The organism is Agarivorans sp. Toyoura001 (assembly GCF_005405585.1).
GTDB lineage: Bacteria > Pseudomonadota > Gammaproteobacteria > Enterobacterales > Celerinatantimonadaceae > Agarivorans.
Window position 1 is genome coordinate 62,078 of record NZ_BJEQ01000009.1, and the last position, 15,637, is coordinate 77,714.

16 protein-coding genes and 1 other RNA gene are annotated in these 15,637 nt (G+C 45.3%); 13 read left to right on the forward strand and 4 right to left on the reverse strand.

Annotation, left to right across the window (positions count from 1 at the left end):
- Position 1 precedes the first annotated feature (1 nt).
- The 4 genes from FFR00_RS12095 to FFR00_RS12110 all read left to right on the forward strand — a co-directional run bounded on the left by FFR00_RS12095 (position 2) and on the right by FFR00_RS12110 (position 3,082).
- Positions 2-1,213, forward strand: a complete 1,212-nt coding sequence (locus FFR00_RS12095) for a cytochrome bc complex cytochrome b subunit (RefSeq protein ID WP_137673665.1) — start codon at positions 2-4, stop codon at positions 1,211-1,213.
- Positions 1,213-1,947, forward strand: coding sequence for a cytochrome c1 (locus tag FFR00_RS12100; protein WP_137673753.1), 735 nt, complete (start codon positions 1,213-1,215; stop codon positions 1,945-1,947). Before FFR00_RS12095 ends, FFR00_RS12100 begins: the two co-directional genes overlap by 1 nt.
- An 86-nt stretch (positions 1,948-2,033) precedes the next feature.
- Entirely contained in the window at positions 2,034-2,669 is a 636-nt protein-coding gene (gene sspA, locus FFR00_RS12105; protein WP_137673666.1) for a stringent starvation protein SspA, read from the forward strand.
- An 11-nt stretch (positions 2,670-2,680) separates the two neighbouring features.
- Positions 2,681-3,082, forward strand: coding sequence for a ClpXP protease specificity-enhancing factor (locus FFR00_RS12110; RefSeq protein ID WP_137673754.1), 402 nt, complete (start codon positions 2,681-2,683; stop codon positions 3,080-3,082).
- Positions 3,083-3,132: 50 nt separating this feature from the next.
- On the opposite strand, the gene FFR00_RS12115 is transcribed toward FFR00_RS12110, so the two are convergent.
- The 4 genes from FFR00_RS12115 to FFR00_RS12130 are packed head-to-tail and all read right to left on the reverse strand — an operon-like array spanning position 3,133 to position 6,524.
- Positions 3,133-3,699, reverse strand: a complete 567-nt coding sequence (locus FFR00_RS12115; RefSeq protein ID WP_137673667.1) for a BON domain-containing protein — start codon at positions 3,697-3,699, stop codon at positions 3,133-3,135.
- Between the two features lie 3 nt (positions 3,700-3,702).
- Positions 3,703-4,293 (reverse strand): SIS domain-containing protein, encoded by a 591-nt coding sequence (locus FFR00_RS12120; protein ID WP_137673668.1) that lies wholly within the window; start codon positions 4,291-4,293, stop codon positions 3,703-3,705.
- A gap of 1 nt (position 4,294) precedes the next feature.
- Positions 4,295-4,642, reverse strand: coding sequence for a YraN family protein (locus FFR00_RS12125; protein ID WP_137673669.1), 348 nt, complete (start codon positions 4,640-4,642; stop codon positions 4,295-4,297).
- Positions 4,635-6,524 carry a penicillin-binding protein activator gene (locus tag FFR00_RS12130; protein ID WP_137673670.1) on the reverse strand — a complete coding sequence of 630 codons (1,890 nt, stop codon included), beginning with the start codon at positions 6,522-6,524 and terminating at the stop codon, positions 4,635-4,637. The genes FFR00_RS12125 and FFR00_RS12130 overlap by 8 nt, the downstream gene beginning before the upstream one ends.
- 139 nt (positions 6,525-6,663) lie before the next feature.
- Between FFR00_RS12130 and rsmI the strand changes: the two genes are divergently transcribed.
- The 9 genes from rsmI to mraY all read left to right on the forward strand — a co-directional run bounded on the left by rsmI (position 6,664) and on the right by mraY (position 15,629).
- Complete coding sequence (gene rsmI / locus FFR00_RS12135; protein WP_137673671.1) at positions 6,664-7,503, forward strand: 16S rRNA (cytidine(1402)-2'-O)-methyltransferase; 840 nt, start codon at positions 6,664-6,666, stop codon at positions 7,501-7,503.
- 41 nt (positions 7,504-7,544) lie between these two features.
- An RNA gene (gene rnpB / locus FFR00_RS12140) (RNase P RNA component class A) lies at positions 7,545-7,928 on the forward strand.
- Between the two features lie 347 nt (positions 7,929-8,275).
- Positions 8,276-8,731 carry a division/cell wall cluster transcriptional repressor MraZ gene (gene mraZ, locus FFR00_RS12145; RefSeq protein WP_137673672.1) on the forward strand — a complete coding sequence of 152 codons (456 nt, stop codon included), beginning with the start codon at positions 8,276-8,278 and terminating at the stop codon, positions 8,729-8,731.
- A gap of 1 nt (position 8,732) precedes the next feature.
- Positions 8,733-9,668 carry a 16S rRNA (cytosine(1402)-N(4))-methyltransferase RsmH gene (rsmH, locus tag FFR00_RS12150; RefSeq protein WP_137673673.1) on the forward strand — a complete coding sequence of 312 codons (936 nt, stop codon included), beginning with the start codon at positions 8,733-8,735 and terminating at the stop codon, positions 9,666-9,668.
- The gene (ftsL, locus tag FFR00_RS12155) at positions 9,668-9,985 is read left to right on the forward strand and encodes a cell division protein FtsL (RefSeq protein WP_137673674.1); all 318 of its coding nucleotides are present in this window, start codon (positions 9,668-9,670) and stop codon (positions 9,983-9,985) included. Before rsmH ends, ftsL begins: the two co-directional genes overlap by 1 nt.
- The gene (locus FFR00_RS12160) at positions 9,985-11,715 is read left to right on the forward strand and encodes a penicillin-binding transpeptidase domain-containing protein (RefSeq protein ID WP_137673675.1); all 1,731 of its coding nucleotides are present in this window, start codon (positions 9,985-9,987) and stop codon (positions 11,713-11,715) included. The genes ftsL and FFR00_RS12160 overlap by 1 nt, the downstream gene beginning before the upstream one ends.
- The gene (gene murE, locus FFR00_RS12165; RefSeq protein ID WP_137673676.1) at positions 11,702-13,177 is read left to right on the forward strand and encodes a UDP-N-acetylmuramoyl-L-alanyl-D-glutamate--2,6-diaminopimelate ligase; all 1,476 of its coding nucleotides are present in this window, start codon (positions 11,702-11,704) and stop codon (positions 13,175-13,177) included. The genes FFR00_RS12160 and murE overlap by 14 nt, the downstream gene beginning before the upstream one ends.
- The gene (murF, locus tag FFR00_RS12170) at positions 13,174-14,553 is read left to right on the forward strand and encodes a UDP-N-acetylmuramoyl-tripeptide--D-alanyl-D-alanine ligase (protein ID WP_137673677.1); all 1,380 of its coding nucleotides are present in this window, start codon (positions 13,174-13,176) and stop codon (positions 14,551-14,553) included. The genes murE and murF overlap by 4 nt, the downstream gene beginning before the upstream one ends.
- Positions 14,547-15,629 carry a phospho-N-acetylmuramoyl-pentapeptide-transferase gene (gene mraY, locus FFR00_RS12175; protein ID WP_137673678.1) on the forward strand — a complete coding sequence of 361 codons (1,083 nt, stop codon included), beginning with the start codon at positions 14,547-14,549 and terminating at the stop codon, positions 15,627-15,629. Before murF ends, mraY begins: the two co-directional genes overlap by 7 nt.
- Positions 15,630-15,637 lie beyond the last annotated feature (8 nt).

A 15,637-nucleotide genomic window follows, 5' to 3' on the forward strand; every position in this document is an offset into this window, starting at 1 on the left:
GATGAAGGCACTTATCGGTTGGATCGATGAACGGATCCCGTTGACCAAGACCTACAACAAACATGTGGGCCAATACCCAACGCCAAAGAATTTCAACTTTTGGTATATTTTTGGCTTTATCGCCATGGTGGTATTAGTTAACCAAATCCTTACAGGGATTTGGCTAACCATGAATTACAACCCATCTGGCGATGGTGCTTTTGCCTCTATTGAATACATCATGCGTGATGTGGAATATGGCTGGCTACTGCGATATATGCATTCAACGGGGGCTTCAGCCTTCTTTGTTGTGATTTATTTGCACATGTACCGCGGTTTAATTTACGGCTCTTACCAGAAACCTCGCGAACTGATTTGGTTGTTCGGGATGTTAATTTTCTTGGTATTAATGGCTGAAGCCTTTATGGGTTACTTGTTACCTTGGGGGCAAATGTCCTACTGGGGCGCGCAGGTAATTATCTCGCTGTTTGGGGCTATCCCCGTTATTGGCGATGATTTAACCCTATGGATACGTGGTGACTACGTTATCTCGGGCGCAACCCTTAACCGGTTCTTTGCTCTGCATGTTATTGCACTGCCACTAGTATTGGTTATGTTGGTGTTCTTACATATTGTTGCTTTGCATGAAGTAGGGTCAAATAACCCAGACGGCATCGAGATCAAAGAGAACAAAGATGAAAACGGCTGGCCGAAGGATGGTATTCCTTTCCACCCGTACTTTACAGTAAAAGACTTAGCGGCGATTGTAGGCTTCTTGTTCTTCTTCTGCTGGGTGATGTTTTTCTTCCCAGATGGTGGAGGTTATTTCCTCGAAAAGCCAAATTTTGAAGCGGCTAACCCTCTGAAAACACCGGACCATATTGCCCCCGTTTGGTATTTCACACCGTTTTACGCCATTTTGCGTGCGGTGCCTGATAAACTGTTGGGTGTAGTAATGATGGGCTTGTCTATCGCAGTGTTGTTTGTTCTGCCGTGGTTAGACCGTTGTAAGGTTAAGTCGATTCGTTATCGCAGCACCATACATAAACTAAACATTGCACAGTTTGTAATTTGTTTCATTATCTTGGGGGTTCTAGGCGTATTACCTTCTACTCCTGCTCTAACGTTATTGGCGCAAATCACCTCTTTTGGTTACTTTGCCTATTTCTTATTACTCTGGATTTACAGTAAGAATGAGAAAACTAAGCCACTTCCAGATAGGGTAACTAAATGATGAAAAATGTCTTTTTAGCATTAGCGTTACTTGTCCCTAGCTTAACGTTTGGGGCGGGTGGCAACGTACACTTAGACAAAGCCAATTACGACCTGACTGACAATGCCTCGTTGCAAAATGGTGCTAAGTTGTTCATGAACTATTGCTTTGGTTGTCATAGTACTCAGTACCAACGTTATAACCGCGTAGCTGAAGATTTGGGTATTCCAGTTAAATTAATGGAAGAAAACTTGATTTTTACCGGGGTAAAACCGGGTGAATTGATGGAAAATGCGATTCAGGAAGATGATGCAGCTAAATGGTTTGGTGCCCCAGCGCCAGATTTAACTTTAGTTGCTCGAGTGCGTGGAGCAGATTGGGTTTATACCTACCTACGTACATTTTACGTTGATGAGACTCGTCCATTTGGGGTGAATAACAAAGTTTTCCCAAGTGTTGGTATGCCACATGTATTGCAAGAGTTGCAAGGTGTACCTAATGCAGTCTACGAAACAAGAATGATTGATGGTGAAGAACAGCAAATCTATGTTGGCATCGAATCAGATGGTAGCGGTGAGATGAGCGATGATGAATATGACCACGCAGTATTAGACCTAGTTAACTTCTTGGTTTATTCAGCTGAACCTATTCAGCTAGAGCGTAAACGCCTAGGTTATTGGGTGTTAGGGTTCCTATTTATCTTCTTTATTATTAGTTATCTATTGAAGAAAGAATACTGGCGCGACGTACACTAAGTCATAAGCTAGTATTTGTTTATCGGCAATAGCATTTATGCTGTTGCCGTTTGTGTATTTATTTTTGATGGTTTTTGGAGGATTCAATGGCTGTAGCTGCCAACAAGCGTTCGGTAATGACGCTATACTCTGGTGCTAACGACTTATATAGTCATCAGGTACGTATCGTATTGGCTGAGAAAGGCGTCAGCGTAGAAATTAATCAGGTTGATCCGGATAACTTGCCGGAAGATTTGATTGATTTGAATCCGTACAGCTCTGTTCCTACCTTGGTTGATCGTGAATTGGTGTTATACCAATCTCAGATTATTATGGAATATTTAGACGAGCGTTTTCCTCATCCGCCACTAATGCCGGTTTATCCTGTATCTCGTGGTTCAAGTCGTTTAATGATGCATCGCATCAAAAATGACTGGTATACATTGGTTGAGCAAATTGAAAAAGGCGACAACGCTGATGCAGCGCGCAAACAATTAACCGAAAGTTTAATTGGTATCGCTCCTGTTTTTGCTGAAATGCCTTACTTCATGAGTGAAGAATTCAGCTTAGTAGATTGCTACCTAGCACCGTTATTGTGGCGCTTACCTACTTTAGGTATTGAGCTTGTAGGTAATGGTTCTAAAGAGATTAAGTCTTACATGATCCGTGTATTCGACCGTGAATCTTTCCAAGCATCATTAACTGATTCTGAACGCGAAATTCGCGATGGGTTCTTAGGTTAATGACTAGCGAGATGACGCCAAATAGGCCTTATTTACTTAAGGCTTTTTTTGACTGGTTGTTAGATAACGAATTAACACCGCATTTGGTGGTAGACGCAATGCAAAGTAACGTAACTGTTCCCAGCCAGTTTGTTAATGACGGACAGATAGTATTGAATATTGCCCCCTCTGCGGTAGGTGCATTCAGTATGGATTTAGAGCATGTTGGCTTTAGTGCGCGGTTTGGCGGTAAGCCTTTTCAAGTGTATGTGCCTATGGCCGCGGTTGTAGCCATTTACGCTCGCGAGAATGGTGCTGGTACGGTATTTGAGCCTGAAGCTGCTTACGAGCCAGCAGAAGAGCTTGAAAGCGATGTACAGACTGAGGTGGTAGAAGAACCACCAAAGAAACCTACGCTAACGATCGTTAAATAAAAAAAGCGCCAACTGGCGCTTTTTTTGTGTCTTAATTTGAGCATTTAGCTTTAGTCTACTAACTCAAATACCTTAATGACTTTGCTTACACCTGTTTCATGTCTGGCAATATCAATGGCTAGGCTCTCTTCTTGAGCGGTAACAACACCAATCAAAAACACTTCGCTATCTTCTGTGATTACTTTGATTTTTCCTGGTGGAAGCTTACTGTCTTCATATATCTTAAACTTCACTTTGGTCGTAATCCACGAATCGTTACTGCGCACACCCAGTGAGACGGGGGGCTTGATACGAACTTCATTCAGTACCTGCTGAACTCCTTCAACCTCTTTTACAATTTGGGTAATTTGGTTAAAGTTTTCTTCACTTGGTGTTTGCCCAACAATTAACGTTCGACCATTTAAGACCACAACAGAAAGTTTACTGTTACGCCAAATCTCATCTGATTGACCTAAGGCATTTAATGCTTGTAGCTCAATCCCTTGATCGTCAAACTGGGTGCCAATTGTGCGCCTGTCAGTGGCCGCGCCTGCGGCAACCCCTGCTCCTACTACCACCGCTCCAGCGCAAGCTTGAAGCAGCCCGGCTAAAACGATAATGCTGACTAAACGTAACATCCTCTAATCCTCTTGTTGGGGAAACAACGTACGGTCGACTAAATCACATAAACTATTTAGAGCCAGTAAGTGTACTTCGTTGATTCGAACACTTTGCTCGCCTGGTATCCTAATCTCTACATCTTGCTCGCTAAGTAAACCTGCCATTTCTCCGCCATCTTTACCGGTAAGGCCAATAATGCTCATGTCGCGATTCACCGCCGCTTCCATGGCTTTAATCACATTACGGCAGTTGCCTGAGTCGGAAATGGCCACCAAAATGTCACCTTGTTGCCCTAGTGCGCGAATTTGTTTGGCAAATATTTCATCGAAAGAGTAGTCGTTAGCGATAGCCGATAGCACTGAGCTGTCGGTACTTAAGGCCAATGCCGGTAAGCTTGGGCGTTCGGTATCAAAGCGGTTGACTAAGTTGGCCGAGAACTGTTGAGCCAGTGCTGCAGCAGAGCCATTGCCTGCAATCAGCAACTTATTACCATTAAGTAAAGCTTGCGCAATAATAATAGTAGCCTTTTCTATCGCATCAGGCAGAGCCTCGGCTGCGGCTATCTTTGTCTGAATGCTTTCTCTAAAGATTTCTTTTATTCGTTCTTGCATCTCATTCCCCAAAGGCGTTTTGGAACCATTCCAAGTGCGGTGCTTGTTCCTGAATGGCCACTACGTCAAAACGCATGGCAGTATCAAATTGGTTCAAATTTTGTTGATGTAAGTAGTGTTGCGCACTTAGCAATATTTTACGTATTTTATGCTGATCAACTGCTGCTACTGCGCCGCCAAAATCACGGCTTTTTCGGTATTTAACTTCAACAAATACCCAGGTGTCAGCCTGCTTACAAATTAAATCTATTTCGCCTCGTCGGCAATGATAATTCTGCTCGACCAGCGTTAGCCCTTGTTGTTTTAGGTAGTCAGCCGCTTGTTGTTCGGCGGCTTGGCCTTTATTCAACAGGACTTTCTTGAATATTGCTTTCTTGAACAGTGCTTTCTTGAATCGTGTCAGCTTGAATTTCCAAGGGAACCAATTGGCCATTTTTATACTGTGTCCACGTTAGCTGGCGTACGACTAAACCTTGTTGGTCAACGCTTAGATTTCCGGTTAAGCCTTTAAACTGGTACTCATAGTAACCACGCATCTGTGCCAGTTGGTTAATTAAGCTGTAAGCATCGTAACCTAGGCCATACAGGCGTTTTTGCGAGTCTGATGAGCTCGGCCATAGCTGTTGGTGGCGAATCGAATTCACTGACTGTTGTTCAAGTATCCAAGGCATCTCGCTAATGTAAATACCGTCTAACTCGTTTTCGCTGGTCTCATCATTTTTATCGTAGCTGCGCGAGCTTGCATATAAACGTGGGCTAACAGCAAAAGGGCTTACGGTAACATCAATAAAGGCCTTTATCAGTTTGGTTTCAGTATTGGTACCGACTAAGTACAGCGAGTTTGCATCACTACGAGAACGCACTTCGGCTTCAATATCTTGGCCAACAATTTGTTTAAACTGGCTAATGCGTTGTTGGCTGGTATCGGTGTGTAATAGCTTACGCACCGCACGCTGTAAATCGTTGCGGTTTGCGTAAAAAACAACATCTACCGGCGAACTTGAGTGTAGTTTCCACTCTTCGCTAAAGGCTTCTCCCATGCGAGTGCCCAAGCTACTTTGTGGCGCTAAAATAAGTGGGTTTTGTTCTTCTCGCTGAGCCATGAATTGCGCGGCTTGTTTAGCTTCGTCTTCTGGAGACAGCGGAAAGAAGAATTGAGCTTCATTTTCGGTCGCTTGAATATCGTTAAGTGCAAACACTGGCATGCTCGGGGCAAGATTTACTAAGCTACGTAGTTGCGATTTAAGCAATGGCCCAACAATAAAGTCTATTTGGTCTAGCTCCAATTGTGGATATAGCGTTTCCATAGCCTGGGCTTGAGTGTCGTAAAATACCAACTCGGCATCACTATAAAACTCGCTTTGTTGATCTAGAAACGCCGATACTAGGCCGTCTTTTACCGCTAAAGCGTTGCTTTGATACTTACCGGTTAATGGCAACAACACGGCAATTTTTTTAGGGGCGTAAGGACTAATGCTTAATGCTTTAGCCAAATCACCGCCGACATAGTCTAGAGCTGGGTGCTCTGGGTAATCAGTTTTCCAATTTTGTAGAGTAGCAATCAATTTTTCTGGAGATTGCTTGGGTTCATTACTAATCGCTACAATTTCTAACCAGCCGTTTCTTAGCTCGTTTCCAGGCTGCTGAAAGCTGCGCAGGGTAAATGCTGTTAGTGGTTTAAGTTGTTGCCAAATGGTTTGGTGATTACCTTCGCGAGACTCTTCTGCTAAGTAGCGGTCTAGCTCAATATACGCGCCTGCTGCGGCTAGTGGGTTGTTTTGTTGTTGGTAGATATCACCACGACTCAGGTAATAAGCAAACCAGTAATCATCAGGCAGTTGCCAAAGAGGATCAAAATCTAATATGCCCAGCGCTTTTGTGTAATTGCCTTGCTGCTGTTGAGCATAGGCTTGCACGATTCGTAAACCTGCTGCTTGTTTGGGCGTGGCGGCCTGTTTACTGAGTGATGTGGTTACCGCATCACCTGCTTGATACATACCTTGCTGGTAGTAGGCTTTAGCCGCAAGCAACTCCCAGTCAAAGCTTTGTTCAACCGGCGCGATGCTGGCCTGATCCAAGTAAAATTCTGCGTTATGTTCTGGCGCAAGTGCAATTGACGGTAATTCAATAGCAACAACGGGTGGCTTGGTTGGGCCACTTGTACAGGCCGCGAGTATAAGCACAAGGCTTAAACTGATATAACGTAGCGCTGAAATCAGGTTATGTTTCAAGGTTCATACCACTAGTATTGATTAGTTAGTGCATATATTAAGAGCCTAACGCTAAATAATCTACAATCGAAGTGGCGAAAGATTGAGGCAAGTGACGCTTTTGATTAAAGTAGAGGCCGTTTTTACCAGAGGTTAGTTTATGTCAGCTATCGGCACCTTATATATTGTGGCAACTCCCATCGGCAATTTGGCTGATATTACATTACGTGCTATCGAGGTGCTAAAAAACGTATCGATGATTGCGGCAGAGGACACTCGCAATACCGGTCGTTTATTGTCTCACTACGAAATTGGTACTCGGTGTGTTGCCGTGCACGACCATAACGAACAGCAAAAAATTGCTTGGTTAGAGCAAAACCTGTTGGAGGGTAAAGACATTGCTTTAGTGTCTGACGCTGGCACGCCACTGATTAATGACCCTGGTTATCATTTGGTCAATGCTTTTCGAGCGAAAGGTTACCCAGTGGTGCCATTACCGGGCGCATGTGCGGCGATAGCGGCCTTATCGGTAGCGGGTTTGCCTACTGACCGCTTTTTATATGAAGGCTTTCTACCTGCTAAAACTAAAGCGCGCCAAGAGCGACTTAACGAGTTACGCCAAGAAACGCGTACGGTTGTGTATTACGAGTCACCTCACCGTATCGTTGATAGCTTGGCGGATATAGTTTTGTGTTTAGGGGATGAGCGTCAGGTTGTGATGGCGCGCGAAATCACTAAAACCTTTGAAACGATAAAGTCGTTACCGGCCGCCGAGCTATTAGCGTGGGTAAAGGCGGATGCCAATCAACAGAAAGGTGAAATAGTGTTGGTGGTGTCGGGGCACCAAAAAAACAATGAGCAATTACCGGTAGACGCCTTAGATACGCTTAAATTATTGCAAACCGAACTGCCTTTAAAAAAAGCGGCTGCGCTTACCGCTAAAATCTACGGATTGAAGAAAAATGCGCTCTATGAATATGGCTTAAAACAAGCAGAATAAGCGCTATTCTTGCTGCCTATAGTTTGCTATAGTCCGCCACCGGAGTTGGCTAGACAACCGCTGCTTCGTCGTTGTGTGCTCTTTCGAGAGTGGCAGACGGGCGAAGGGGAGGAAAGTCCGGGCTCTATAGGGTAGGGTGCCAGGTAACGCCTGGGGGGCGCGAGCCCACGACAAGTGCAGCAGAGAGAAGACCGCCGATGGCTCATTCGTGAGTACAGGTAAGGCTGAAAGGGTGCGGTAAGAGCGCACCGCGCATCTGGTAACAGATTGCGGCGAGGTAAACTCCACCCGGAGCAAGGCCAAATAGGCCCCCTTAAGGCGCGACCCGCGTTGGGGGCGGGTAGGCTGCTTGAGCCGTTAAGCAATTAACGGCCTAGACGAATGGTTGTTCACGACAAAACCCGGCTTATCGGCCAACTCCCTCTAATTTTAAAGCCCTGTTGCTATGCCAACAGGGCTTTTCTGTTTTTATTATCAAAAACTGCGAGCGAATCTCTGCTAACTCAGCCTTCACTGTTTGTCTTTAAACAAAAAAACGACATTTAATTTGAATTATTTTTTACAGCAAATCTGCCTTGCTGCTTTGTATATCAAGTCTTTAGCCTTTTCTTATTTAAAGCTGGTGGAAATTTGTTCATTTTCTTGCTCAAGGTCGCTTGCAAAGGGGGAGACTCGTCCTTAAACTTAGTGAATTGTGGGATAAAGTGGATCTAAGTGGATCTATTTGACCAACAACTGAATTTAGTTAGGGATAAATGGGGAATTAACACTGATGTTACGTGGTGCCAGCTCAATCAATCTAGACGCGAAAGGACGGCTTACTATGCCGACCCGTTATCGCGAGTGGTTGATGGACGAGTGCCACGGGCAAATGGTGTGCACCATCGACATTAATCATCGTTGTTTATTGCTTTATCCATTAGCCGAATGGGAAGAAATAGAGCGCAAACTTAAACGCCTTTCTAGCATGAATCCTGCCGAGCGCCGCTTGCAGCGTTTGCTATTGGGCTATGCCGATGATTGTGAAATGGATAAAAACGGCCGCTTGCTCATTCCGCCTCCACTGCGCCAACATGCCAGCTTGGAGAAAAAAATTATGCTAGTCGGGCAACTCAATAAGTTTGAGTTATGGTCAGACGAGCAGTGGCAGCAACAAATTGCTGCAGATATTGCCCTAGAAGAGGACGTTGATATGTTAACCGATAACCTAAAGGATTTTTCACTTTAGCATGAGTACTGAATTTGCCCATACCTCGGTACTGCTGCAGGAATGTATCGACGGTTTAGCCATTAAAGAAGATGGTATTTATGTAGATGGCACCTTTGGTAGAGGTGGACATAGTCGCGCTATTTTGCAGCACTTAGGCCCAAACGGCAGACTCATTGCTATCGACCGTGATCCTCGCGCTATTGAAGCGGCCAAGCAATTTGCTAACGACCCGCGCTTTCAAATTGTTCATGGGCCATTCTCGGGGATAGAAAAATACATTACTGAGCTAGGTTTAGCCAAAAAAATAGACGGCGTATTACTCGATCTTGGTGTGTCTTCACCGCAGTTAGATGATGCAGAGCGTGGCTTTAGCTTTTTACGTGATGGCCCATTAGATATGCGCATGGATACTTCGCAAGGCCAAACGGCTGCGCAGTGGTTAACTCACGCGGCCGAAGAAGACATTGCTTGGGTTATAAAAACCTTTGGCGAAGAAAAGTTTGGTAAACGTATTGCTCACGGCATTGTGAATGCTAGAGCGGAAACCGAGCTCACCGGTACCTTGCAGTTAGCCAAGATTATTGATGAAGCCTGCCCAGTTAAAGACAAATTTAAACATCCTGCTACCCGTAGCTTTCAGGCTATACGCATCTATATAAATAGTGAGTTGGATGAAATTGACACAGCTTTATTGGGCGCAATGAATAGCCTTGCTACCGATGGGCGATTAGCGGTAATTAGCTTCCATTCTTTAGAAGACAGAATGGTAAAACGCTTTATTCGCAAGCAAGAAAAGGGTGAGCAATATCCAAGAGGTTTGCCATTAACCGAAGAGCAACTGGCTAGTGGCCGTTACTTAAAAGCGGTGAGTCGTGCTATCAAGCCTAGCGCCGCCGAAATAGAAGTTAACCCGCGTTCGCGCAGTTCAGTATTGCGAGTAGCTAGACGATTGTAATGAGCGAGCTTAATCGCCAGCCCAATTTGTTACGGGCAATGTTAAAAGACCTGTGGCGTAACAAACAGCAATTTTTGTTGTTAATTGCCGCCGTAGTATCGGCTTTTTGCGTGGTATGGGCCACTCACCATACTCGTATGTTTGTGGAGCAACGTGAGTTGTTGATGATGAGCCGTGACGAGTTAAATGTAGAGTGGCGACACCTATTAATTGAACAGAATGCCTTGGCTGAACACAGCCGCATTGAGAGCATCGCCAAGAAACGCTTGGATATGCATCGACCTAAAATTAAAGATCAAGTGGTAATAAGGCAGTAATGAACAGTAAAGCAAACAAACATGGACTGTTTATTCATTGGCGCTTTGTGCTAGTGATGGCAGTAGTTTGCCTGGTGTTTACCGCTCTGGTTAGTCGCGCTGCCTATATCCAAGTAATTGCGCCTGATATGTTAATTGAGCAAGGCGATTTACGTTCTATTCGAACCAAGACGGGTTACGCTGAACGTGGCGTAATTACCGACCGTTTAGGCAACGAACTGGCTGTTAGTGTACCGGTGCGTGCGGTGTGGGCCGACCCTAAGCATGTTGCTGATCAACATAGTTTTGAAAACAAAGAAGCCTGGGTTGCTCTTGCCAAAGTACTTGATACCGATGTAGATAGCCTGCAGCAACGGGTTAGTAACCCGAAACGTCGCTTTGTATATCTGCAACGCCAAGTCAGTGCAGCAGTGGCAGGGTACGTAGAAAAACTCAAAATTAAAGGTGTCTACTTAAAGCCTGAATCACGTCGTTTTTACCCTACCGGTGAAGTGAGTGCTCACCTTGTTGGCTTTACCAACATTGACGATAATGGCTTAGAAGGCATTGAACGTAGCTACGATGACTGGTTAACGGGTGAGCCGGGCAAGCGTAAAGTACGTAAAGATCGCCTTGGCCGAGTGGTTGAAGATTTAGCGGTCATTCATCAAGCGAAACAAGCTCAAAACATCGCCTTAAGTATCGATCAACGAATTCAAGCCATTGCCTATCGCGAGCTCAAGAAAGCAGTAGCAGATACTCAAGCTACGTCGGGCAGTGTGGTGGTGTTAGACATTGATACTGGCGAAGTGCTAGCGATGGCTAACAGCCCGTCGTTCAATCCTAATAACCGTAACGAATTCCAAAGTTATCGCTATCGCAATCGCGCGATTACCGATAGTTACGAGCCTGGTTCAACAGTAAAACCTCTATCGGTTATTGCGGCTTTAGAGCGTGACCACATTGGCGCGACCAGCATGATCAATACGAACCCAGGTTGGATGCAGATTGGCGGTAGACGTGTACGAGACTCACGGAACTACGGAGAAATCAGCCTCACCAAGGTTATTCAAAAATCCAGCAACGTTGCCACGAGTCAATTAGCTCTTAAAGTGGGCGTAGAAGGTATGTTAGATACTTTCTATGACGTGGGATTTGGTAACGACTCAGGCCTAGGTTTAGTGGGTGAGTCTGGCGGTCAAATGCCGCAGCGTCGCCGCTGGTCAGATTTCGAGTTAGCTACTTTATCCTTTGGTTATGGCTTGATGGTCACGCCGTTACAGTTAGCACAAGCCTATGCAACCATGGGCTCTGGCGGCGTATTCCGCCCAACGTCAATTATTAAGTTACAACAAGCGGCTACCGGAGAGCGGGTGTTTGAGCAAAACAAGGCTCAAGCCGTTTTAGAGATGATGGAGTCGGTGATTCAAGATGGCGGTACTGGGCAAAAAGCTGCCGTACCCGGTTATCGTGTTGCGGGTAAAACTGGCACAAGCCGTAAAGCGGTGCGTGGCGGCTATGGTGATGACTACGTTGCTATTTTTGCTGGCGTAGCCCCCGTAAGTAACCCCAAGCTGGCCATTGCTGTATTTGTTAATGAGCCGAAAAATGATCGTTATTATGGTGGCGATGTTGCTGCACCGGTGTTTTCAAAAGTGATGCAGGGTGGATTGCAGTATTTAAATGTAGCCCCTGACGACAACAACAGCAAAGTTGTACAGCTAAATGGAGGCAGCAATGGCAACACCTGATTTATCTGCCCTGTTAGCCCGATTTGCTATTTCGGTTGCACCCGACATTAGTTTTAAACATCTCTCGCTTAACAGCCGAGAGATTACCTCTGGTGACATCTTCGTGGCGGTAAAAGGCCATCAAGTAGACGGTAGAAATTATATTGAAGCAGCCATTAATGCGGGTGCTGTAGCGGTCATTGTTGACGCGGATGATGAAAAGGATCATGGCCATATCTCGTGGCTAAATAAAGTGCCTTGCATTCAATTTTGGCGTTTAAATCGTCAGTTGTCACAATTGGCTTCGTCGGCCTATTTCCCTGATGGTAACCCTCTAACACTGGTTGGGGTGACTGGCACAAACGGCAAAAGTACCGTTACTCATTTAATTGCTAATTTAGCCAACTTAAATGGAGTACCTGCAGCGGTAACCGGTACTTTAGGTAATGGTAAGCCCGGGCAGTTGATCGCTAGCGAGAATACCACTGCTGATGCAATTACAATTCAACGCCAGCTAGCAGAGATGCACCAACAGGGATTCAAGTTAGTAGCGATGGAGATTTCTTCTCACGGATTGGTGCAACAACGTGTGGCGAGCGTCCCTTTTAAGGTGGCTATTTTTACAAATTTAAGCCGTGACCATTTAGATTATCACGGCAGCATGGCGGAATATGGTCGCGCCAAGCAAGCTCTGTTTGATTGGCCAAGTTTAGAGTGTCGATTAATCAATGCCGATGATGGCTTTGGTAAGCAGTTATTACAGCATTATCCAAGCGCTCAAGCCTTGTCTCTGGAAGATAGCCGAGCCGCTTGGCAAATTGGTGATTTACAGTTCAGTGAACTAGGGGCAAGTGGCTATTTACTCAGCCCAGATGCCAGCCATGAAAAAGTGCATTTTCAAAGCCCGCTATTAGGGCGGTTTAATGCCGACAACTTATTAGCGGCGATAGCTTGTTTGCAGCATATTGGCCTTGAATTAGCCGATATTATTGGGTCGCTACCAAAGCTAAATGCAGTGCCCGGAAGAATGGAATTGTTTACGGGTCAGTGTTCTGTGGTAGTGGATTATGCACATACACCTGATGCGCTAGATAAAGCCCTAGGCGCACTGCGTCAGCATTGTCATGGCAAGCTTATTTGTATCTTTGGCTGTGGTGGTGATCGTGACAAGGGTAAGAGGCCACTAATGGCGGCCATTGCAGAGCAAAAAGCGGATCAAGTGATAGTGACCGACGATAACCCACGATTTGAAGATGCTAACGCAATCGTAGAAGACATTCTGTTGGGCTTTCAGCATAAAGAGCAAGTAACGGTCGTTCATGAACGCTCGGCTGCTATCGCTCAAGCGATTGAACAAAGTGGCGCGAAAGACATTATTTTGGTAGCCGGTAAAGGCCATGAGAGCTATCAAATTATTGGTGCAGAAGTACGAGATTATGATGAGCGTGCGTTAGTGCAGCAGTTAGTGGGGGCATCAGTATGATTCCATTAACGCTTGCTGAGTTACAAGCTCCGTTAAATGCCCAGCTACATGGCGAAGACTTAACAATTGAACAGGTGAGTACAGATACTCGCCAAGCCATGCCTAAGGGTTTGTTTATTGCCCTAGTAGGAGAGCGATTTGATGCCCATGAATTTGCCGATAAAGCGCTTGAACAAGGCGCTATTGCCTTAATTGTAGAGCGTAAGCTAGCGCTAAATGTGCCTCAATTAGTGGTGGCAAATTGCCGTATTGCTTTAGGGCAAGTAGGCAGTTACTTACGTGAAAAACTAGGCCTAGCGTGCTGTGCGATTACCGGCAGTAACGGTAAAACAACGGTAAAAGAAATGTGCGGCGCTATTTTGACTCAGTCAAAACAAGTGCTAGCCACTCAAGGCAATTTTAACAATGACATCGGTGTTCCGCTGTCTTTATTGCGTGCAGAGCCTCAGCATGAAGTGGGTGTTTTGGAATTGGGGGCAAACCATATTGGTGAAATCGCCTACACCGTTAATTTAGTTAAGCCTCAAGCGGCGTTGATCAATAACGTTTCTGACGCTCACATCGAAGGCTTTGGCGACCAACATGGAGTGCTAAAAGCAAAATCAGAATTGTTTTTGGACTTAACGGCTGAGCAAACCGCTATTTGTGAGCTAGGTTCTGAATATCAAGCTTATCTTGATAAAGCCGCAAGCCCAGCTACCGTGCAGCATTTTTCTTTGGACAATAAGCTAGCCGATTTCTTTGCCAGCAACATCAATTCGATTGGCTTAACAGGCAGTCGATTTAGCTTACATACTCCTCTAGGGCAGGTTGATGTTCAAATAAATTTAGCCGGTGAGCATAATGTTAAAAACGCAGTCGCTGCTGCGGCCTTGGCTATGGCTATGGGGGCTAATTTACAGCACATTCAACGAGGTTTGGCCTCGCTCGAGAAAGTGCCCGGCAGGGTGAACCTTCAATCGTTGAGTGCGTCTATCAATTTGATCGACGATAGCTACAACGCAAACCCAGCATCATTTAATGCTGCGGTGGATATTCTGGCAAGTTTTGAAGGTAAGCGCTTCCTCATTGCTGGTGCTATGGGAGAGATGGGGCAGCAAACTAAACAGGTGCATAAAGACTTAGTGAGCAGAGCGCTTGACAGCAACATCAGCTTGTATTCTTATGGCGCGTCTTTTGACGAGGTGCTGGCTGAAATTGGTCAGTCCTCACTAGGTTTTGACAGCCATGACACGCTAGTTAAGCAGTTGATTAAAAGCATAGAGGAGCAAGCCGGTAAAGCCTCGCTTGTTCTGGTGAAAGGGTCGCGTTCGACCCACATGGAAAATGTCGTTAAACAGTTACAGCAATATTATAAGAAGGGTTTGGAATGTTAGTTTGGTTGGCGGAATATCTGCAGCAATACTTTAGTGGATTTTCGCTATTTGGTTACTTAACCTTTCGCGCCATTGTTAGTGCGTTAACGGCTTTGGTATTTGGTTTGTGGATGGGACCAAAACTGATTCGTCGTTTACAACTGCTACAAATTGGCCAAACGGTCCGTAACGACGGTCCTGAGTCGCATTTAAGCAAGTCAGGCACGCCGACGATGGGCGGTGTATTGATCATTGCGTCAGTATTTTTATCTACCTTACTGTGGGCACGTTTAGATAACCCTTATGTATGGGTTATGTTGTTTGTTTTTGGTAGTTACGGTGCCATTGGATTCGTTGATGATTACCGCAAAGTTATACGTAAAGATCCTGCAGGATTAATTGCCCGTTGGAAGTATTTTTGGCAATCGGTGGTTGCGCTTATTGTTGCTGTGTATTTGTTCTGGAGCGCTGACTCCGCAGCGCAAACTCAGCTGGTGCTGCCGTTTATTAAAGACATAATGCCTCAATTGGGTTGGCTGTTTATTCCGCTTACTTATTTGGTAATTGTGGGTAGCAGCAACGCGGTAAATTTAACCGATGGTTTAGACGGCTTAGCCATTATGCCGAGCGTAATGGTGGCATCGGCCTTTGCGCTAATTGCTTATTTAACCGGTAACGTTAACTTTTCTAGCTATTTGTTCATTCCATACATTCCTGAGTCTAGTGAGCTAGTTATTGTGTGTATGGCCATGGTAGGCGCTGGCTTGGCATTTCTTTGGTTCAATACCTATCCTGCGCAGGTATTTATGGGCGATGTAGGTTCATTAGCCATTGGTGCTGCACTAGGTGCAGTAGCCGTGTTGGTTCGCCAAGAATTATTGTTAGTGATTATGGGCGGGGTTTTTGTCATGGAAACTGTGTCGGTGATTTTGCAAGTGGGGTCTTACAAGTTACGCGGACAGCGAATTTTTCGTATGGCGCCCATTCATCACCATTACGAGCTTAAAGGCTGGCCTGAACCGCGAGTGATTGTACGCTTTTGGATTATATCGCTGATTTTAGTTTTGATTGGCTTGGCAACATTAAAAGTTAGATAGAGTTAGGA